The following is a 19,277-nucleotide window of genomic DNA, read 5'->3' as shown; positions in this document are numbered from 1 at the left end:
GCGCCGGTACCTGGTACGGATCAGAGTTGTGCAGTCACTCGCTCAGTGATGATCGTGGTCACGGTCGGCAGGGCCCTGATCCGGTGCAAACGAAATTCCGCGGAGCACCTCGGCAAAGTTGGCGGCGCGAAGTGTCACGAACCGCTCCTGTGCGGCAACGGTCGCATCGCTGTTTTTCAGCGTGTCGCGAATGGCCACCAGTTGGTTCGGATCAGCACCCGTATCGCCATTGCCACTAATGGTCGATGTGATGGCCCAGATCGTCACCCGGCCGTCATGATCGACGCGGCCTTCAAGATTGCGCAATCCATCGGTAGCCGGTGACCACGGCAAGCCGGTGACTGCGTTGATGCCCGTGGGATAGCCGCCCACCGTATAGGCCTGGCCAAGATTGAGACCGGCCTTCAAGGTGTAAGCCAGTGACCAGGTCTTGCTGTTGCTGTTGTACACCCACTTCTGCAGGCCCGCCGTGGTTTGCGCGGCAGCATGCGTGTACAGATCGGCGCCGCCGACGTAACCGTCCCCCTCATCCGCGACATAGAGCGTGTTGGCGTCGGCGAACCACAGCGAGAACGGATAAGACAGCGGCTTGGCTGTCTTCGCCGGCGTGGCCGGGAATCCGGCGAGGATGCACATATTGGTCGGCAGGCCGTTGCTTGCCAGGGTGCTTGCGTCGTAGCCCAACGGTGCGCTGGGCAGAGCGGCGCCCGCCACGGGCACACCGACGCCGTTCGGACACGCCGTACCCGTGGTATCGACGAAGTACACCGTATTCACACCGTTGCCGCCGCTGCCTTTGGTGAAATACACCACGTTGTCGTGCACGGTGATGCCGCGGAAGTTGTCGTCCTTGCCAATCTTGTCGGCCTTCAGGCCAAGCGCCGTGATGGAGAAGCTGGCCAATGGGGTGGTGGCGGCTGGGTGCTGCGCGATCTCAGGCAGGTGTGCTGGCGTGATGAACTGCGCGCCAGCACCAAGTACGACTCCGGCAGGCTGCGGATTGCTGCCGTTGCCTGCGTTGCCGGCCGTGAAGAAGTAGTCGGCTCCACCGCGGTTGAGAAGAATGGCTGCGCGTCCGTTGTTGCCGCTGTAAGCATTGGTCTCGGTAAAGCTGAAGTGGCCCTTGCGATCAACCGTCGCAATAGCGCGGTACACGCTTTGACCGTCGGGGTTGGTCGGATCAACCGCAGCAGGCGTGTTTGAGTTGGACACATCGAGCGCATTCACCGGCGCGACGTAGCCCATGAAGCTGAGGTACTTGTGATCCTGCGAAAGATGCAGCGCAAGCTCGGATTTGGAGCTGAAGCTGGTCACCATTTCGCCTTCAGGCGCAGTCGGGAGCAGGCTGTTTGGAACCTGCAACGAATCGATCAAGCGGCCGTCCGGTGTGATCTGGTCGAGATAGATGCGCGCCGTTATGCCGAAGCTGCCGTCGTACAGGTCGTTGTTCCACACATAAGGATATGTGCCGTCGAACGGAGCGCCACTGGCGGCGCCGCAACCGCCCGTCGTGCTGGCGCAATTCACCGGCAGGATGGTGCCCACCTGGACGTTGCTGGCTTTGTTGTCATACACGCTGCGGCTGAGCACGAGATTGCCAGGATAGAAATGGAAGTCACGCCGATTCCATGAATCGTCGGCATGGGCGACAACGCCGGTGCCGAACAAAACGAGCGCAAGGGTCGCGCCAATACGCTGCCGAGCAAAACGATTTGTCATGGTGGTCTCCAGGGGGTAAGCCGGCCCAGGACTGGGCGAGCGAAGCCACGCTAGTGCCCACCGATGAAGGATTATTGACAAGGTGTGATGGCTTCAAAACAAAAGCCGCTTCTACACAACGGCGTCACGGAACGAATTGCGCTACTCGAAAGAGCCTGCGTTGCATCCTTGCTCGACGTGTTGTGACATATCTGAAACGCGCCTGGCTACTTCGATGGTGTGGATCACTCAACGCAACATGCCCACAAGGTCTGGCTACGTCATGTCATGACGGGCTGTCGCGTAACTTTGTGCGCAAAGTAAAGTGATGGGAATAGCAAGGCAGCCTTGGCCACCCGGGCGTCCCTCAGAGGCGGCAAGCGCGCCATAACTCGGCGCGCTTGCGGGCTTTGACTAGCCGGCTGGCAGCATGTCAGTGGCTGCCAGGCCATTGATGACTGGGCGCAAGGCTTCCATCAATCTGCCTAGCGAGCGATTCACCAATTCCGTTGCCGCGCCCGCCCTGCATACTTGCTCAAGTTCGCCCGCCAGTGCTGCCACATTCATCGCGCCAATGTTTCCGGCCGCACCACGCAGGGTATGTGCGAGTCGCTCTGCCGCGCTGGCGTCGGCATCCCGACGGGCCGTCCCGAACGCTTCTTCGAAGTCGGCATAGTTCTGGAGGAACATACTCAAAAGGCGGCGGTACAGCGGCATCATCTGCGCGCATGTCGTCAGGCCGGCACGCTGATCGATACCCGGAAGTTCGGGCAGCAGAGATGACGACAACACCGGCAATGCCACCGCATCAGCATGAGGCTCGGGCTTCAGCCACCTCGCTATCGTTGAGAACATGGCATCCACGTTCAGCGGCTTGGAAATATGGTCGTTCATGCCGGCAGCCAGCGCGCGGTCGCGATCACCCTCCAACGCATCGGCCGTCATGGCAATGATGGGCATATCCGTGAGGCCCAACAGGTGACGAATGTGGCCCGCGGCTGCATAGCCGTCCATCACTGGCATCTGGCCGTCCATCAAGACGCCATCGAAGTGCGGGTCGCGCTTCAGGACATCCAGTGCCTCCTGGCCGTTGCGCGCCAGCACGACCTCCATGCCCGCGCCGCGTAGCAGCTCCAGTGCGAGTTCCTGATTCAGCTCGTTGTCTTCCACCAGTAGCACGCGGCTTCCCTTGAGCGCGACCATCGCATGCTCAGGCGTGGCGTGCGGCGTGTCGGGTCGCGCATCCGCTGCATCACCCGAGCCGAGTGCGTATCGAATGGCATGGGCCAGGGTGGATGGCGTGACGGGTTTTGCAAGCACGCCATCAAGCTGGACACCTCTTCGCTGCGCCTCCTCCATCGCCCGATCACGGCCGTAGGCGGTCACCATGATGACTGCCGGCAGATGGGTCGCTTGCGCCGATTGAAGAAGGCTCACCGCTTCGATGCCATCCATCTCGGGCATGAGCCAATCCATCAAGAGCAACTGGTAGGGCTGGCCGGCGGATAGCGCCTCGTCGATGCGTCGAAGTGCCGTCACGCCACTGTCGACGTCTTCTGTGACCATGCCAAGGTCCGCTGCCATGGACGAGAGCGCGGCGCGAGCCTCCGGGTTGTCGTCAACGACCAGCACGCGCAGGCCGCTAAGCGTGCCTCGTCCGTCCGATTCTGGGCGACGGCTCTCTCTCTGCAACCCCATAAAAATCTGGAAGTAGAAAGTCGCGCCGCTGCCTTCTGAGCTTTCGACCCAGATCCGTCCATCCATCAGCTCAACCAGTCGGCGTGCTATGGTCAAACCTAATCCCGTGCCGCCGTAACGCCTGGTGGTCGATGAATCGGCCTGGACGAACGATTCGAACACCCGCAAACATTGGTCGGCGTTCATGCCGATACCGGTGTCGCTCACCCGGAAGCGAAGTTCAACGCTTTCCTCCGTGGTCGATATCTGCTGTACGCCAACGACAATCGATCCATGCGTTGTGAACTTCACCGCATTGTTGGTGAGATTGAGCAGGATCTGTCCCAGCCTGAGCGGATCGCCGACCAGTGCGGTAGGTACGTCACGCGTCAGCTGAAACAGCAATTCCAGTCCCTTCTCCTCAGCTTTCAGTCCGACCATGCTGGCTAGCTCGTCCAGTACATCGTCCAGCCGAAACTCCACGCGCTCCAGACGCAACTGCCCCGCCTCGATCTTGGAGAAGTCGAGGATGTCATTGATGATGCCAAGGAGTTTGTCGGCGGATCGGTGGATCTTTTCCAGATAGCCGCGTTGCCGTGCATCCGGACCGGCCTGCAACGCGAGGTGGCTCATGCCAATGATGGCGTTCATCGGCGTGCGAATTTCATGGCTCATGTTGGCCAGAAAATCGCTCTTGGCGCGCGTGGCTTCCTCGGCCAGATCTTTTGAGCGTTGCATGGCGTCTTGTGCCGCCTTGCGTTCCGTCATGTCCAGCATCCAGCCGAGTACGCCCGGCTCGCCTTCATAGTTGATTGGCAGGTAGGTCACGACCATGTCGCGTTCACGGTGTTGGCCGTCGTACATCTGCACTTCGCGATCGGCAACGATGCCGCTCGTGCCAAGGGTCTCCCAGATCTGCTCGCGCTCGCGCAGGTTGACGTACATGCGGGCGGTACTTTCACCAGGCTTTATGCCAAACGCCTTGATGAATGCAGGATTGGCGAAGCGAATGCGCCCCTTGGTCGCCACCGCAATGCCGATAGGGCTACTGTCGAGGATGTATTGAAGCTGTTCTTCGCTTTTGAGAACGGCCGCTTCCATGGCGCGGCGCTCGCTGATGTCGCGTACAGACGCACAGATGCATCGGCCGCGACCTTCGAGGTCCGGAAGAAATGAAAGGCCGATCTCCACCGAGAATTCCGAGCCATCCTTGCGGACGCCGTGCAGATCCATGTTTCTTCCGCCCATCTGGCGACTGACGCCCTGGGAAAAAAACTGGTCGCGAAGATGGACATGCGCGCTCCCGGATGCGGATGGAACCAAGCGCTCAATTTGCATGCCGGTCAGCTCGCCGCTTTTGTAAGCGAAAATCTCTTCCAGTTTGGGGTTGGCCAGCAAGATACGCCCCTGTTGGTCGGCAATGAGGATGCCGTCTGGTGCCGAATCGACAATACCCCGATACCACGCCTTCGCCGCGGTGATCGTCAGCTGTTGTGCTTCCATCTGCAGCGTCTGGGTCTTGAGATCGGCGGCCTGCCGGCTCGTTTCTTCCAGCAGCTGTCGGGTGTGCATTGCCCGCTCGAGAATTTCCAGGTTCGTGGCGAGTAGCGGAATAAGCTCGTGGAGAAGCCCGCTCTGACTCGCGCTGAGCGGGGCCATCAGGGCGAGCTCAACGACGCCGTACAGGCGATCGCCTCTCTCCACTGGCAAGGTCAGGATCTCCAGTGGTTCGCCCTCGCCAAGGCCAGATGTCACGCGTAAATAGTGCGCCGTTGGCTTGATCAAAATGGCCTTGCGTTCCAGGGCACATTGCCCAACGAGACCTTCGCCAAGTGCGACATGATGTTTCGCTTCACTCGTGGCGTAGCTGCCGCGCAGCTCCAAATGGTCCGACGAGGCGTCATGCCAATAGAAGGCCCCTTGGCCTGCATGGATGAGCGGTGCCAGGACAGAAAGAAATCGGCCTGCCAACTCATCGATATCGCTGGCCGACTGAAGCACGCCCGTCATGGAAGCGACATGCGTCTTCAGCCATCGCTGATCGGCCATCTGCCTGGCTTCGCCCTGCAGCGTGACGATGCTTCGCGCCAGGTCACCGGCCTCGTTGGGGTAGTCCGTGCAGGGCACTACGGTGTCAAGTTCGCCCGTGCTCAATCGGTCCAGTGCCTGCCGGAGACCTTCCGCCGGACGACGAATGGATCGACTGATAAGCCAACCGAACAGCAGGCCGCCGCCAACGCCCAAAGCCAGCAGCCATGCCGTAAATTGCGCACCAAAGCGAAAGCGAGCGTTAGCTTCCAGCACGTCCGCGTCGGCGCCTTCACGCTTGAGTTGCTCAACGCGGGTCAGCGCTGCCTTGACATCGGCATCGCTGCGCCGAAACGCCGCTGACCTCAGCTGTGAGATAGCCGCAGCCTGCCCGCCATTTGCAGCTGCCGTCGAGGCACTCAGCTCAGTCGTGACCAGATCCACTTGATACGTGTACTTGGCGTAGGCCAGTTCAAACGTGTCGACGCTCTGTTCGGTTACCTCCCGATAGACGCGCGTCTTGACCAACGTGATCTGCTGGCGTTCAAGCGCTTCGGAGTCGGCCAACCGACGCAGCGCGTCGGCGCGTTCATGTGCCTCATCGACCAGCACGGCTTCGCGCAGATTCTGGCCGATGTCGCCCAGAGAGGTTCTCGCGGCCTCGATGAAGATCAGTCCCTGCATGTCCTTCTCGTGCAGTCGATCGATCTCCTGCTTTTGCAGTCGCTGCACACCGATGCTGTACAAGCCGAGGAAAACGGTCAGGAGCAACAAGCCGCCAAAACCGATCTGAAGCCGGCGTCGCAACGCCATGCGCTCCAATCGTTCAAGCAGGGCAGTCATGGCTACGAAGCCCCTTGCGGCTCTTCAAGACGGGTGCGTGGGGCGCCGGCTTTCGACGAGCCAATCGTCTCTCATGGGCATAGGTTCATCCGCAAAACGCTTGGCGATGGTCTGGAACTCGTCTTGCAGGTCGAGGAAGGCGTCAACGATGTCAGGATCAAGCTCGACCCCGCGCTTTTCCGTGATGAGACCCACCGCCTGGGCATGCGACATGCCTGCCTTGTAGATCCTGGGACTTATCAACGCATCATAGATATCCGCGACAGCCATCAGGCGTGCGGAGAGCGGGATGTCTTCCGCCGATCTGCCTTCCGGGTATCCGCTGCCATTCCATCGTTCCTGGTGGCTGTAGGCCATTTCCTTGGCGATTCGGAGGAATGGCACATCTCTTCCCAGCTGATTCTCAGCCCGCTGTATGGCGGCTCGACCCAGCGTCGTATGTGTCTTCATGACTTCGAATTCTTCAGGCGTCAGCCGCCCCGGCTTGAGCAGGATGCTGTCGGGTATGCCGACCTTGCCTATGTCATGCAGCGGTGCCGATTGGAACAGCAACCGACGCGTGGTTACATCCAGCGCCTCGGCAAACTTGGGGTGATCCTTGAGGTGGTCTGCCAACACCTTGACGTAATGCTGCGTGCGTCGAATGTGGTTTCCCGTTTCGTTATCACGGGCTTCCGCCAGTGACGTAAGCGCAAGGATAATCGCCTCCTGCAACGCCACGACTTCGTGAGTGCGCCGCTCAACCTCTTGTTCGAGGTACGTGTTCTTGTCGCGAAGAAATTCCTCCGCTGCCTTGAGGCGAAGATGAGTGGCGACACGTGCAATGACCACCGGCGGATTGATCGGCTTGTTGATGTAGTCGACGGCGCCGAGCGCCAGTCCGCGTGCCTGGTCTTCCGTCGAATTCAACGTCGTCAGAAAGATCACGGGGATATCGCGCGTCTCTGCTTGCGATTTGAGCTTCCGACATACATCAAAGCCGGATATGCCCGGCATCATGACATCGAGCAGGATGATGTCAGGCTTCTCAGGGCCAGCGACCGCCCTCAGCACTTCTTCGCCGTAGGAGGCATGGTTGACGCGGTAAAGGGGTTTGAGGATTTCGGACAGCAACAAGCGATTGTCCGGACTGTCGTCCACCACGAGTACGACAGGCTCTTTTGCGACGTCGCCCACCTCCATCGTGACTCTCCTTCGCAAGCCCTGTGCTCGAGTCTGTGCGCTTATGGCGTGATGAATCTGTGGTGGATGGATCAGCGTATTGTTTAACCGGTGGCAGGGCCGCTCCAAACTCTGTTGTGCGGCAAAATTTCACGCCAAATTGACATGACGGATCGACTTGGCCCCGCTCATGGCGGCGGCAATGAGCCTCTCTGCCTGGTTTGGAGCAAACGCCATGCGCCGATGTTCAGGTCGGCGAAAGTCGTCGGCAGCGACTCAAGGTCCGCTCAGGAAGTGCCGTTTCAAGCGGTCAACGCAACCCCCTGATGGACCCGCGAGGGCGGCGTAGCAAGGGTCGATGCGGCCCTCAGCGAGCCTTAAATCGGTTCAGGCGCGTTCAACTTTCTGCTTATTTCCCAAATAGTTACGCTTAGCTCAGCGTCACCATACGCCTTTGCGGGCACCCCGCCGGGGTGTTGCGTTGACCCACTGAGACGGCAACCCCATGCCGGCACGATCCGCCTCAGGCGACTGCCCCATCCACGGGGTGCTGGCGGAACGGCTGGGCGAAAAAGCGCATCTCAAGTGGAACTACGATTGCACTTTGGGGCGATGAGCCCTATCGTGCACGGGCTGAGTTTCAGGGGTCACCGTGAATCGTGGCCCGATGTTGTAGGTCTCAGATTCACTACACCGTTGTACCGCCTTCCTCCTTGCGACCAGCCTATCCGCCGCTTTGCGGCTTAATTTGTTCCAAGGTGATATAGACATGTCTCAGACAGAAACCGGTACGGTGAAGTGGTTCAACGATGCCAAGGGCTTTGGCTTCATCAGCCGCGATAAGGGCGGCGAAGACGTCTTCGTGCATTTCCGCGCGATCCAGTCTTCGGGCTTCAAGAGCCTGGTCGACGGTCAGAAGGTGACCTTCGTCGTGACCCAGGGCCAGAAGGGCCTGCAGGCAGAGCAGGTGCAGGTGGTCTAAGTACCCCTGTTCGTGTGAAAAAAAACCGGCCATGCGCCGGTTTTTTTTTGCCTGAATGGCTTCCGTGAAGCCTTGGGTCAGCACACGCTTGATTCGCCTGCGAAGCTCAGGCGTCCTCGATGGTTGGCGGGGGCGGGGCCGACGGTGTCTTTTCACCATCGCGCGACGCGACCTTCTTCGCCTGCTTGTCGTCCTGCTTCTTCTTCTTCGCGATTTCGCGCTGGCGTTTTTCGAAGGAGTAGTTTGGTTTTGCCAATGGAGCGTCCCCTTATGATGTTATGCGTGGTCGGTCTCGCGCAGCGTATCCGCCGGCATCGTTGAGAGAGCAGTCGTTATGCGGCAGGCGCACACCGCTCGCTGCCGGCGGCTGGACCGTTCGCTTCGGTATAGATGGCTTTGCAGTAGGGGCCATTCATGGCAAAGCGGCGGCACCCTGAGGGCCTCGTGTCATAGATGCCGCAGTTCATGTGCACCCGATCCAGGGCCACGCACCAGCCGTCCTCACTGCGCTTCATGATGCGCAGACCTTCGGGCGAAAGCGTGGTGAGGTCTTCAGGGATGTGGTCATCCGAATGCAGCACGACGGTGAGGCGGCAGCATGCAGCCTGGCAATGGGAACAATGAGCGCGTACATGCCGGGGCTTGTTGGCGGGGCCATGTGCGCGAGGCTCGCCCGGCTTCGGTTCTGGTAGGGCATCTTGTCGCGGCAAGTCGGTACTTCGCATGTTGCTCATAACGCAGTGTACCTCAGCATGTGCAACGCGCTGCCCTCCTGATAGCTGGCCCGAGTGCAAGCAAGGGCAACGCGCGAGTGCCGACTATTTGCGATAGGGCTTTTTGCCCGAGGCAGGGTGCTCAGGTGCCTGGCCGGAATGGGATGGATCCCGGTCGAACTGGCTGGTCGACTGGAAGGACTGCTTTTCGTCTACGACCCGGGTCGCTTTGCCTCCCGAGTAGATCGAGTGAATGTCAACCGTCGAAAGCGGCTTATCGACCTTTTCCATGGGGGCACCTAGCGGTAACGGGACACCTAACGGTACGCCACCTGATGCCGCGTGATGTTAAAAGCTCCTGGGCACCAAGGCGTTGAGTTGCTCATCGCTGTCCTGCCTATTCCATCGGGAGCATGGCATGGACCGGGGAGACCGATTCGCCAGCAGCCCTGGAGATTCGCTCAAGCGCTGGCGGAGCGATGACGCCGATGTTCGGTTTCGGTCCAGCGCCGACTTATTCATAGAGCTATAGGTAAACCCTTGTGATCGAGATGCCTCGCAGCCTGACGTTGGGCAACGTGTTTCCACACAAAGCAGAGGTGCTCGCTGCCGTCACGGGCGGGGCGAGCGTTCGCAAGGATGATCGAACACTGCATGTCGCGGACCTGCTTGGAACCTACACCCTTCGCCTGAGGCTCGCACAGGGCCGTGGAACAGCCGCTCAGGTTTCCGACCTGACCTACCTCGTCGCCAAGCTGCGAGAGCACATCGATGAAGCGGCGGATGTTTGGTACGTCCATACGCAGGACGGGGTCAAATTCCACGTCTTTGAATGCAGCGGTGACGGTACGGCGCTCGGCTGCCTTAGAGGGAACTTTGCGATGGCCCAGGTCTGGCAGCGGAACAAGTAGTTTGGTGCTGCTTGGAGCCGTTGGCCACGCCGTTCCATCGAGTGAATTCAAAAAGCTTCGCTTTCGACCCATCGCTGACGTACGAACAGCCAGCATGAATCCGTGCTCGATGTCTCCGCGCAGGGCCAGAAGTGGACGCGCGGCGCCATCAAGTGCGGGCCGAAGCCCTCGGACAGCACTTGCGCTGCTCGCGGAAGCTCACGCAAGGTTGCCGCCATGTCCATGCGCCAAGCTGGCGCACATGTCAGCACGGAGGCCGCATGCGCATACTTCTGGTCGAGGACGAAGCCGAACTCGCAGCTGCGCTGGCGTCGGCGCTGGCGCGCCACGACGTTGTGGTGGATCACGTGCCCAGCGTTGCCGCGGCTGCCTCCGCTGTGGGAAGCCGGGTGCATGACGCCATTCTTCTGGACCGCCGCCTGCCCGATGGCGATGGGCTGTCCCTGCTGCCCGTGCTGCGGGCTCATGACATCGACGTTCCCGTCATTGTGCTTACCGCGCGCGCCGGCCTGGAAGACCGCGTGTCCGGCCTGGATCACGGCGCAGATGATTACCTGGCCAAGCCGTTCGCCGTGGAAGAAGTGATGGCGCGCCTGCGCGCCGTACTCAGGCGCCCAGGAAAGGTGGTGACCGAGATCGTGCAGATCGGTCGCCTGGTGTTTCACACTGAACACCGCGAAGCCACGATCGATGGTGCGCCCCTGCTTTTGCCGCGTCGTGAACTGCTGGTGCTGGAGGCGCTGGTGCAGCGCAAAGGGCGCACCGTGCTGCGTAGCTCGCTGGAAGAAGCCGTGTACGGTTTCGATGAAGCCGTGCAACCCAATGCCTTGGATACCCACGTATCGCGACTGCGCGGCAAGCTGGCGGCTGCCGCGGTGGAGATCCACAGCATTCGCGGAGTCGGTTACCTGCTGCGGGAAGCACCGGCTTGAGCAGCAGCGGCACCTTACGTTGGCGGTTGGTACGGCGCCTGCTCGTTCTGCAGATCGCCATGCTGGGGTTGCTGTTGGTCGGGTTGCTGGGTCTATGGTGGTGGCGCGGCGACCCGCTCGCACTGGAGACGGAAGACCGCGTGCTTGAGGTGCTTGGTGATGCGCTGACGCGCGAACCCGATGGCGCCCTAGCGCTGCGGCCCACACCTGCGCTGGCGCAACTGCGCAGCGACGTACCTGGCCTGTGGTACAGCATTCATGACGCGCAAGGCCATTGGCTGAGCGAAGGCCAGATACCGACGGAATATGCACGCATCGGGCATGCGCTGGATGCCATCGGGCAGGCCCGGCTGGGCTGGAATCTTGGTGATCCGGCACGCCCTCCTGCACGCATCAAGCGCCTTGAAACTGCGGCGGGTACGGTGCAGATCATGACTGGCCCGGGCGGTCAGCTGTCCGCACAACAACTCGCCAAGGGGGCTCTTCTCACGCTGGCCGCGTTTGGCCTTCCCATTGCGGTATTGATGGCGCTGGCTACGTTGCTTGCGACGCCGCTGGTGGTGCGTCGAGCGATGCGCGGCCTGGACCGCGCCGCCGCCGATGCGGCAAGGATCGATGTGGATCAGCACGGTGTGCGGCTTCCCATCGAGCAAGTGCCAGCGGAAGCGAGGCCACTCGTCATCGCCGTCAACGCCGCACTCGCCCGCCTTGACGAAGGTTATGCGCGTCGGCAGCGCTTTCTGCTTGATGCGGCGCATGAATTGCGCACGCCTCTGGCCATTCTCCAGGCGCGACTGGAAGGGCTTGCCGATGGCCCGCAGCGCGCGCAGCTGCTGGGCGACGTCGCGCGCCTGGTGACGCTGGCCGAGCAGATGCTGGACGCAGAGCGCTTGCGCCAGCGCGTTGATAGCTTCGGTCCCGTGGACCTGGTTGCCCTCGCGCGTCAGGTGGCCGCCGATCTCGCGCCGCTTTCCATCGCTGCCGGCTACGAGCTGGAGCTGCAGGAAGACGCTGCCCATCCCTTGTGGATCAACGGTGACCGCCTGTCGCTGGAGCGCGTGTTGGCGAACCTGGTGCAGAACGCCATCCAACATGGCGGCCGGCATGGACGTATTGCGCTGCGGGTATGTGAACCGCTCGCGCTCGAAGTGGCTGACCAGGGAGAAGGTATTCCGGTGAAAGATCGCGAGCGCATCTTCGAACCGTTCCACCGCCTGGGCTCCCTGTCGGCGGGTACCGGTCTTGGCCTTCACCTGGTTCGCGAAATCGTGCAGCAACATGGTGCGCGTGTCTGTGTTCGTGATGAACCCGGCGGTGGCGCGTGTTTCCGTATCGATTTTCCGCCCCAGTCAACCACACCACATGCTGTGTCCATTGGGCAGCGACACGACGAGTCCAACCTCAACTGAACGTATCGTGGCGGACGCCATGTTGTTGCCATGCTGTTTCGCAAGGATGGCCATGCATCGACTTATGGAATGCTCATGGCCATCCTTCAGGACTCCCGGTTGTTCCTTCAACGCTGGCTCGCTGATCCACGTCGTGTCGGTGCCATCGCACCGTCGGGGCGCGCGTTGGCCCAGCTGATCACTCGCTGTGTGCATGCGCGCAGCGGACGCATTGCGGAATTCGGCGCGGGCACCGGCGTCTTCACGCGTGCGCTGCTCGCACGCGGTGTGCACGAAGGCCATCTTGTGCTGGTCGAACGCGATGAGGCCTTTGCTGACCGTCTGCGCGAACGCTTTCCTCGTGCGCACGTGCTGGCCATGGACGCCGAGCGATTCGGCGAATGGGCGCGCGCGGAGCGCTTTGCAGCGGGCGCCATCGTCAGCGGACTGCCCATGCTCAACCTGGGCAGCGATAGCCGGCGCCATATTCTTTCCAGCGCCTTCGCCAGTCTGTGCGGCGATGGCGTGCTGTACCAATTCACTTACGGACTGGCCTGCCCGGTACCCGCAGCACTACTGACTAGCCTGCAGTTGGAAGCGACGTCGTTGGGGCGAGCCTGGTTCAATCTGCCGCCAGCGTCGGTATTTCGCATCCAGCGTTGCCCGCCCAGCATCATCGCCGCCGCGGCTTGAGTGTCGATACATGTCCGACATTCTCATCCAGTGGCTGGGTAGTGGCTTGTTAGGCATGGGTGCGGCAGCGTTCGTTGAGAAGCTGGTGCCCGTGTTTCCCTCTTACCTGTTGTACACGTGGCTTGGCATGTATGCGACGCCCTCCGTGGCAGGTCTGTTGAGCGCCGCTGTGGTGGCGAGCACAGGATCAACGCTGGCCTCCCTATGCTGGTACGCGGTCGGCCATGCGCTCGGCCCCGTACGCACTGAGAGGTGGGTCGTCCGGTTTGGCGGCAAGAGCGGTCTGGACGCCGCACGCTATCGACTGCTGAGCGCGCGCTGTCGTCGGCAACCCTTTCCGTGGCTGCTACTTGGTCAGGTCACACCGGTCGTACGCCTGTGTGTACCGCTGATCGCCGGGGTTCTTGGCATCCGCGCGCGGACGTTCATCAGCGCAACGATTCTGAGCAATGCGTTGTGGAACACGTTGTTCCTCGGACTCGGTTTCGTCCTCTCCCATCACGCACGTGATCCGGCCCGCCTCGGCATGGGCGTCGTCACCGTGTTGGTGCTGGCGGAAGTAGCGGTTGCCGTCACGTGGCGCCACCGGCGTACATCGGATGCCGGCCAGATTTAGCCTGCAGGTGGATCTGCCGATGTCCATGTGTCGTGACCGAAGTCCGTTTGTCCGGACATCGTCCGCGGACAGTGCATATGCATGTGTGGCTTGCGTGAAAATGGCTTGGTAGCGCGGTTTTCCAGAGGTTCGCGCGGTTGGCACGGCGATTGCTCTATCTCCAGTGAAAGCAAAACCCACCCACTCAAGGAGAGCCATCATGAAATTCGAAAACATCATCCTGCCGGGCCTGTTCGTCGCTTGCTTCCTGGTTTGCGTGCTGACCATCGGTGCCATGATCACGGCTAAGCCGGCGCCCGCATCGAACGTGGTTGCCAGTCAGTCCACCGCTGCTTCCGCAACGTTTGAAAGCTGATCGGGTCGTCATGAAACGCCAAGAGGAGAGAGCGAAGGTAGTGCGTCACTGACTGCCTCCGGTCTCTCTCCAAGGGACAGACAAGAAGGGATTTCTTCGAGGTGATGTCGCCCGCTTCGGAGGCGAGATCACCGCAAGCGACGACCTGGCTCAGGCCATCGTCAGTCGGTCAGCTAACTGCTGCAGCGCCTGTCGCAAGGGCGCGGGGCTGCTGACACGAAACCCAAACGGCAGGCGCGCCAGTTCACGTGCGAGCCAATCCAGGTCGTCGACCTGGCTGCGCATCAGTACACCGCCATCAACAGGTTCAAACACACCGATGGCGCCGCCCAGGTGGCTCATGGCATTCGCCAGATCGGTATGCAGCTCCACTTCGGCCAGATAGGTGCGCGGCTGGGTGGCGAGGCTGGCGGTGAGATGAGTCAGCGTGTCGAAGCGTTCCGGGCGTTCGAAGCCAACGGCAAGTGAGTCAACACCAGTGATGCGATCCAGCCGGAACGAACGTAGCTCCCGACGCAGGTGGCAACGACCCACGAGATACCAGTGGCCGTCACGGTGTCCGAGCCCGAACGGATCGACATCGCGCTCGGTGTGCTGGTCCTGTGGCGAGCGATAGTTCAGACGCACCCGATACCGTGAATGAGCAGCCTTGCTCAGTTGCATCAGCAGGGTGCTATCCACATCAGGGACGGTGCGGCCGCGATCGAGACTGACGGTTTCAGTAAGTGCGCGCACGTGCTGTTGCAATGGCTCAGGCAGCACGCGCTCAAGCTTCGCCTGAGCGCTGGCGGCAGCTGTGCTGGCCTGGGTCATGCCCAGCCGTTGCGCGGCCAGCAGGCCTACCGCGAGCGCCAGTGCTTCGTCGTTGCTGAACATGATGGGCGGCAGTTTGAAGCCGGGCACCAGCATGTAGGCACCATGACGGCCGCGTTCGGTCGTGATGGGTATGCCAATTTCTTCAAGAATGGCTATGTACCGGCGCAGGGTGCGGGGGTGAATATCCAGCCGGCGTGCCAGTTCGCTGCCACTGATCCGACGGTGGGCCTGCAACAACTCCAGAACGGCCAGTGCACGGCTGGTGGGGTGGTACATGCGAAGGCCCTGGGGTTATTTAGGACGCAAACTGTCCTAATGGCTGCCTAGCATGCGGGCGATCCACGGGTGCCACAAGTGAGCCATGCGTGTGTGCCGTGGTCTTGTTTTGTTTTGCCAACTGAGGGAACGCCTTATGAAAGTGATGGGTTATATCTGCATTGCGTTGCTGGCCTGTGGGCTGGGTTCGCCGGTTGCCAAGGCGGCTGCCGCTGCTCCCCGTTGCGCCGACACCGCGCACCGTCAGTTCGATTTCTTCGCTGGCGACTGGGATGCCTATGAAGGCGGCAAGCTGGTGGGGCACAACCGTGTGGAAGTAGCGCACGACGGCTGCACCTTGATCGAGCACTGGACCGGCGTGGAAGGCGGCACGGGTACCAGCCTTAATACCTACGATGCCAACCGCAAAGTCTGGAATGAAACCTGGGTGAGCAGTCACGGCATGTTGCTCACTATGGAAGGCAGCATGCAGGGCAAGCAGATGGTGATGATCGGCACGCACGTCGAAGACGACGGGCGCGTGGCATTGCATCGCAATGTGTGGACGCCACTGCCCGATGGTGTTCATCAGGTATGGGACTACTCGTACGATGGCGGCCAGACCTGGACCGTAAACTACGACGGCTACCTGCACCCGGCCAAGGTGAAAGCGGCGCACTGAAAACGGGAGAGGGTTGGCATTTGCCAACCCTCTCCCTTCGTCACCGACATCGGGCTTTCTTCAGATGGCGCAGGTATCTGGCATGCCTGCGAATTTCTGCCCGATGTCGATGAACTCGCGCAATCACTTGTCCATGATGACGCTCTTGATCGGCTGATCTTGTCAGGCCTTCTTGGGCGAATGCGATACACACCAGCCCTTGGCATTGACCGCCTTGCCCGGGAACAGCTGGCACGGACCGAAGCCGGTGGGGCCGCCGGAGTAGAACTGGCAATTAGCGCAGCTGTCGCCGGCCTTGTGTTTGGCGTCGGCGGTCTTGCTCGCGTCTTCCACATAGCCGAGTGCCTTGGCGGTCGGGTCCGATTCCGAAAGGTGCGGGAGATCGGCGGCAAAGGCGAAGCGGGGCAGGTTGCCGATCACGGCGGCAGCGGCCACCGTGGTGCTGACCGTTTTCAGAAAGCGGCGGCGGGACTCGGTTTCTTTCTCGTTCGACATGGTCATCCACTCCGTCGACGGGATAGGGGAGCCTCAGATAGTGCACCGAGTGTGTGCAACGTCGCGTGATCTTCGGCCCTTGCGGGGTTCACATCGCCAAGGAGAGGTCACGGTTCGCTAGCGTGAGGTGCTGCCTGTCTGGCCACGAACCGGCACGGGCGAGCGGGGCGTTGCCAGCGGGGGCGCGAGCAGGCGCATCGCGGCGTCGCGATCGATGTTTGGTCCCGCTTCGATGCCGCCAAGAGACGCCCTGGCTAGAGTGCGAAGATGGCTCGCCGCGTCGTGATCGCCAAGCGCGGTGTCGACGCGAGCCAGGTCCGCCTCAGCGTACGCTGCGAGTACGTTGGTACCCGGCGCCATCGCGCTGGTGGCAGCGATGGCGCTTTCCAATTGGGCTCTGGCCTCGTTGTTGCGACCGAGTGCCTGTAAGAGATCGCCAAGCAGAAGACGCGTCCTGATGGCTTTCTCTGCACCCTGATCGGCCAGCGCGTCGTATATCGCCACGGCTTGCCCGCACAGCTCGGCTGCGTGTTGGTTATCACCGCTTGCTGCCATGAGCTCGGCTTCGACCATCAGGACGAATGCAATATCGGGATGTGCGTCCCGATGCCGTCGACGCGCTTCCGCCAGGGCCGTGGCGACCAGCGGTTTCGCTTCGCCGAGGCGTCCACGCGCGATGAGCACTTCGGCGAGACGCGCCTGGTCGTAGCCGAACCCATTGTCGCCATAGTCGGCGCCAAGCAGGCGCTGCTTGCGCCCTATCGCATCACGGTAGCCGGCCTCGGCGTCCGCGTAGTCTCCTTGTGCGTAATGAAGCCGCGCCACGTTGCCGATGCTCACCGCCTCGGTGAGGTCAGCCGCAGGCGCGATGGCCCGGGAGATCGCCAAGGAACGGGCGTAGAGTGCGCTGCCTTCGTTGAGTCTGCCTTCCTGCGTGAGCACATTGGCCAGATCGTTGAGATGCCACGCGGTGTGGGCGCTGGGGCGCGCGTACACGCTGTTGTCGATGTCGACGGCCTCACGCAGTAGCTGTTCGCTTTCGTCATAGTGACCGAGCTGGGCTAGCGGCTGAACCAGCAGGGCCAGGGCATCGGCCACATCGCCGTGCCGCGCACCGAGATGACTGCGTTTGCGCGCCACGGCCTCGCGCAGCAGTGGCACGGCCCGATCGGGATGGCCCGCGTCCATCAGGAGCCAGCCGAAGTTCAAGACGGCCTCGGTCAATGCATCGCTGTCGTCTGGCAACACGCGGCGCGCGAGCGAGACGGCTTTCTCTCCGATCTCGATGGCATGGGCTGAATCGCCACTGCGCTCATCGAGGCCGGCAATCCAGGCCAGCGCTTGTATCTCTTCAGGGACGTGGAGGCTGGACGCCGCCTCGTACGCTGCGACGGCGTTCTGCAATCGCGTGGTCGCCTCGTGCACGCGACCAAGCTCGTCGAATTCCTTCGCCAACAGATATTCCACATGCAGCGTGCGCCGGTCCGCAGCGCCATATTGCGTCCTGGCGAGCGTGGCGGCTTCTTCAAGCGGCTGGAGTGCGCGATCCGGGTGGCCGCTGCGGCGTTCGAGATCGCCGATAAGCGCGATGATCTCAATGCGAAGTGCAGGCTGCATCGCAAAATCGTGGTCGGCGCGCTCACGACCCAGTGCAAGCAGCTTCTCGGTGGTTTCTGTGCCCTTGGTTTCCGGCGCGGCGCTGTCGAACAATCCCTCGAGGAAGACCTTCAGCGCATCCGCACGGCGGGCTTCACCCTCCGCCGCCAAGGCCTGTGCATGCGCGTCCTGAGCGGAGCGCCGCGCGAGATGCGCCTCGTGCAGACCTACGACCGTGGCGCCGGCCAGCATGAGCGTGGCCGCCACGCCGGATGAAACGGCAAACACATGCCGCTTCGCAAACGTGAAGGTACGGTAGGCCAAGGTATCCGCTCGCACTTGCAGTGGCTTGCCGTCCAGATAGCACTGAATATCTGCACTCAGTGCCGACACGCTGGCGTAGCGCCGATTGGGGTCTTGGCGCGTAGCCTCCTTCACGATGGCGTGAAGGTCAGCACCGAGTTTCTTGTGCAACGCTTTGTTGTCGAACCCCGGAACCTCCCGGTCGGCCTGATCGTGCATACGGCGCGGCTGCTGGCCGCAAAGCAGCTCGGTCAGCAGCACGCCGAGGGCGTACACATCGATGGCCGTGGTGGCGGCATCGCCGGAAAACTGCTCGGGCGCTGCATATGAACGAGTAAGGCGTCGCGCCTCGGTGCGGGTGCGCTCGCTGTCGCCGGTCAGCAACTTGGCGATGCCGAAGTCCACCAGTTTGACGCAGCCGTCGGGACCGACGAGTACGTTGCTCGGCTTCAGGTCGCGATGAACGATCAGGCTGCGGTGCGCATGCTCAACGGCAGCGCAGACGTCGGTGAACAGCGCGAGGCGCTCGCGCACGCCAAGGCCATGTTGATCGCAATGCCGGACGATATCTTCGCCAGCGACGAATTCGAGCGCGAGGAACGGCGCGCCCGCAGGCGAGAACCCAGCGTCCAGCAGCTGCGCGATATGCGGATGCTGCAGTCGCGCCAGGATGCGCTGCTCTCGCAGAAAACGTCCGCGTTCTTCGACGTCGTGAACGTCGATGCGAAGCAGCTTGAGGGCCACCGTCTGCGGCCCTCCCGGCAGTGCGCGCTCGGCTTCGAAGACGCTGGCCATGCCGCCGGCGCCAACGAAACGGAGCACGCGATAGCCTGCGACGGTAGGCAGCGCATCGGGCGGGTCATCGACCAAGGCCGGCAGCCACTGCGTCATGCCGCGCTCGAGTGCCTGGTTGCTGGCGGCGTGGTCCAGCGCCTGTGCAACAAGCTTGCGCAGGGTGGCGTCTTTGCAATGCTGGTGCAGCCAGTCGGTTCGCTCGGCAGCAGGCACCTCGAACAGCTCGTCGATGAGCGGTTCGATCTCGTGCCAACGTTGGGCAAACTCGGTGATCATGGCTGTGCGTGAATCCGGTGCGTCATGTCTTTCATAGCGTATTTACGCGACGGTGACCGACA

General features: G+C 61.7%; 17 protein-coding genes. 8 read left to right on the top strand and 9 right to left on the bottom strand.

What is annotated here, in order from left to right; translation table 11 throughout:
• Positions 1–42: 42 nt before the first annotated feature.
• The 3 genes from AC0GUR_RS12275 to AC0GUR_RS12265 form a co-directional block, all read right to left on the bottom strand.
• Entirely contained in the window at positions 43–1,719 is a 1,677-nt protein-coding gene (locus AC0GUR_RS12275) for a hypothetical protein (RefSeq protein ID WP_472877769.1), read from the bottom strand.
• A 393-nt stretch (positions 1,720–2,112) separates the two neighbouring features.
• Positions 2,113–6,246 carry a response regulator gene (locus AC0GUR_RS12270; RefSeq protein WP_472877768.1) on the bottom strand — a complete coding sequence of 1,378 codons (4,134 nt, stop codon included), beginning with the start codon at positions 6,244–6,246 and terminating at the stop codon, positions 2,113–2,115.
• A gap of 24 nt (positions 6,247–6,270) precedes the next feature.
• Positions 6,271–7,428 carry a response regulator gene (locus AC0GUR_RS12265; RefSeq protein WP_472877767.1) on the bottom strand — a complete coding sequence of 386 codons (1,158 nt, stop codon included), beginning with the start codon at positions 7,426–7,428 and terminating at the stop codon, positions 6,271–6,273.
• A 748-nt stretch (positions 7,429–8,176) separates the two neighbouring features.
• Between AC0GUR_RS12265 and AC0GUR_RS12260 the strand changes: the two genes are divergently transcribed.
• A complete protein-coding gene (locus tag AC0GUR_RS12260) occupies positions 8,177–8,389 on the top strand; it encodes a cold-shock protein (RefSeq protein ID WP_472877766.1) in 213 nt (70 codons plus the stop codon).
• A gap of 106 nt (positions 8,390–8,495) precedes the next feature.
• On the opposite strand, the gene AC0GUR_RS12255 is transcribed toward AC0GUR_RS12260, so the two are convergent.
• The 3 genes from AC0GUR_RS12255 to AC0GUR_RS12245 all read right to left on the bottom strand — a co-directional run bounded on the left by AC0GUR_RS12255 (position 8,496) and on the right by AC0GUR_RS12245 (position 9,393).
• Complete coding sequence (locus AC0GUR_RS12255; RefSeq protein ID WP_472877765.1) at positions 8,496–8,645, bottom strand: hypothetical protein; 150 nt, start codon at positions 8,643–8,645, stop codon at positions 8,496–8,498.
• Positions 8,646–8,721: 76 nt separating this feature from the next.
• Complete coding sequence (locus AC0GUR_RS12250; RefSeq protein WP_472877919.1) at positions 8,722–9,114, bottom strand: YkgJ family cysteine cluster protein; 393 nt, start codon at positions 9,112–9,114, stop codon at positions 8,722–8,724.
• A 93-nt stretch (positions 9,115–9,207) separates the two neighbouring features.
• Complete coding sequence (locus AC0GUR_RS12245; protein ID WP_472877764.1) at positions 9,208–9,393, bottom strand: hypothetical protein; 186 nt, start codon at positions 9,391–9,393, stop codon at positions 9,208–9,210.
• Between the two features lie 251 nt (positions 9,394–9,644).
• On the opposite strand from AC0GUR_RS12245, the gene AC0GUR_RS12240 reads away from it, so the two are divergent.
• From AC0GUR_RS12240 to AC0GUR_RS12215, 6 genes are all read left to right on the top strand, one after another.
• A complete protein-coding gene (locus tag AC0GUR_RS12240) occupies positions 9,645–10,013 on the top strand; it encodes a hypothetical protein (RefSeq protein ID WP_472877763.1) in 369 nt (122 codons plus the stop codon).
• Positions 10,014–10,273: 260 nt separating this feature from the next.
• Entirely contained in the window at positions 10,274–10,945 is a 672-nt protein-coding gene (locus AC0GUR_RS12235; RefSeq protein WP_472877762.1) for a response regulator transcription factor, read from the top strand.
• Positions 10,942–12,354, top strand: a complete 1,413-nt coding sequence (locus AC0GUR_RS12230; protein WP_472877761.1) for a sensor histidine kinase — start codon at positions 10,942–10,944, stop codon at positions 12,352–12,354. Before AC0GUR_RS12235 ends, AC0GUR_RS12230 begins: the two co-directional genes overlap by 4 nt.
• Before the next feature lie 75 nt (positions 12,355–12,429).
• Positions 12,430–13,026 carry a class I SAM-dependent methyltransferase gene (locus AC0GUR_RS12225; protein WP_472877760.1) on the top strand — a complete coding sequence of 199 codons (597 nt, stop codon included), beginning with the start codon at positions 12,430–12,432 and terminating at the stop codon, positions 13,024–13,026.
• A 10-nt stretch (positions 13,027–13,036) separates the two neighbouring features.
• Positions 13,037–13,642, top strand: coding sequence for a DedA family protein (locus AC0GUR_RS12220; RefSeq protein ID WP_472877759.1), 606 nt, complete (start codon positions 13,037–13,039; stop codon positions 13,640–13,642).
• A 199-nt stretch (positions 13,643–13,841) separates the two neighbouring features.
• Positions 13,842–13,997, top strand: a complete 156-nt coding sequence (locus AC0GUR_RS12215; RefSeq protein WP_472877758.1) for a hypothetical protein — start codon at positions 13,842–13,844, stop codon at positions 13,995–13,997.
• A 150-nt stretch (positions 13,998–14,147) separates the two neighbouring features.
• Here the strand turns inward: AC0GUR_RS12215 and AC0GUR_RS12210 are convergent, their stop codons facing one another.
• Complete coding sequence (locus AC0GUR_RS12210) at positions 14,148–15,089, bottom strand: helix-turn-helix transcriptional regulator (protein ID WP_472877757.1); 942 nt, start codon at positions 15,087–15,089, stop codon at positions 14,148–14,150.
• A 136-nt stretch (positions 15,090–15,225) separates the two neighbouring features.
• On the opposite strand from AC0GUR_RS12210, the gene AC0GUR_RS12205 reads away from it, so the two are divergent.
• Positions 15,226–15,750 carry a hypothetical protein gene (locus AC0GUR_RS12205; protein ID WP_472877756.1) on the top strand — a complete coding sequence of 175 codons (525 nt, stop codon included), beginning with the start codon at positions 15,226–15,228 and terminating at the stop codon, positions 15,748–15,750.
• Between the two features lie 162 nt (positions 15,751–15,912).
• On the opposite strand, the gene AC0GUR_RS12200 is transcribed toward AC0GUR_RS12205, so the two are convergent.
• The gene (locus AC0GUR_RS12200) at positions 15,913–16,245 is read right to left on the bottom strand and encodes a high-potential iron-sulfur protein (RefSeq protein ID WP_472877755.1); all 333 of its coding nucleotides are present in this window, start codon (positions 16,243–16,245) and stop codon (positions 15,913–15,915) included.
• A 117-nt stretch (positions 16,246–16,362) separates the two neighbouring features.
• Positions 16,363–19,215: a protein kinase domain-containing protein gene (locus AC0GUR_RS12195; RefSeq protein ID WP_472877754.1), complete on the bottom strand. Its 2,853-nt coding sequence runs from the start codon at positions 19,213–19,215 to the stop codon at positions 16,363–16,365.
• Between the last annotated feature and the right edge of the window lie 62 nt (positions 19,216–19,277).

The organism is Dyella sp. PARNA 12/25 (assembly GCF_055702865.1).
This window is presented reverse-complemented; position numbering and strand designations above follow the sequence as displayed.

What these genes read in the sequence shown, in the direction of transcription:
- AC0GUR_RS12275 (WP_472877769.1), bottom strand. Translation starts at nt 1,719, where the DNA reads ATGACAAATCGTTTTGCTCGGCAGCGTATTGGCGCGACCCTTGCGCTC.
- AC0GUR_RS12270 (WP_472877768.1), bottom strand. Translation starts at nt 6,246, where the DNA reads ATGACTGCCCTGCTTGAACGATTGGAGCGCATGGCGTTGCGACGCCGG.
- AC0GUR_RS12265 (WP_472877767.1), bottom strand. Translation starts at nt 7,428, where the DNA reads ATGGAGGTGGGCGACGTCGCAAAAGAGCCTGTCGTACTCGTGGTGGAC.
- AC0GUR_RS12260 (WP_472877766.1), top strand. Translation starts at nt 8,177, where the DNA reads ATGTCTCAGACAGAAACCGGTACGGTGAAGTGGTTCAACGATGCCAAG.
- AC0GUR_RS12250 (WP_472877919.1), bottom strand. Translation starts at nt 9,114, where the DNA reads ATGCGAAGTACCGACTTGCCGCGACAAGATGCCCTACCAGAACCGAAG.
- AC0GUR_RS12245 (WP_472877764.1), bottom strand. Translation starts at nt 9,393, where the DNA reads ATGGAAAAGGTCGATAAGCCGCTTTCGACGGTTGACATTCACTCGATC.
- AC0GUR_RS12235 (WP_472877762.1), top strand. Translation starts at nt 10,274, where the DNA reads ATGCGCATACTTCTGGTCGAGGACGAAGCCGAACTCGCAGCTGCGCTG.
- AC0GUR_RS12225 (WP_472877760.1), top strand. Translation starts at nt 12,430, where the DNA reads ATGGCCATCCTTCAGGACTCCCGGTTGTTCCTTCAACGCTGGCTCGCT.
- AC0GUR_RS12220 (WP_472877759.1), top strand. Translation starts at nt 13,037, where the DNA reads ATGTCCGACATTCTCATCCAGTGGCTGGGTAGTGGCTTGTTAGGCATG.
- AC0GUR_RS12215 (WP_472877758.1), top strand. Translation starts at nt 13,842, where the DNA reads ATGAAATTCGAAAACATCATCCTGCCGGGCCTGTTCGTCGCTTGCTTC.
- AC0GUR_RS12210 (WP_472877757.1), bottom strand. Translation starts at nt 15,089, where the DNA reads ATGTACCACCCCACCAGCCGTGCACTGGCCGTTCTGGAGTTGTTGCAG.
- AC0GUR_RS12205 (WP_472877756.1), top strand. Translation starts at nt 15,226, where the DNA reads ATGAAAGTGATGGGTTATATCTGCATTGCGTTGCTGGCCTGTGGGCTG.
- AC0GUR_RS12200 (WP_472877755.1), bottom strand. Translation starts at nt 16,245, where the DNA reads ATGTCGAACGAGAAAGAAACCGAGTCCCGCCGCCGCTTTCTGAAAACG.
- AC0GUR_RS12195 (WP_472877754.1), bottom strand. Translation starts at nt 19,215, where the DNA reads ATGATCACCGAGTTTGCCCAACGTTGGCACGAGATCGAACCGCTCATC.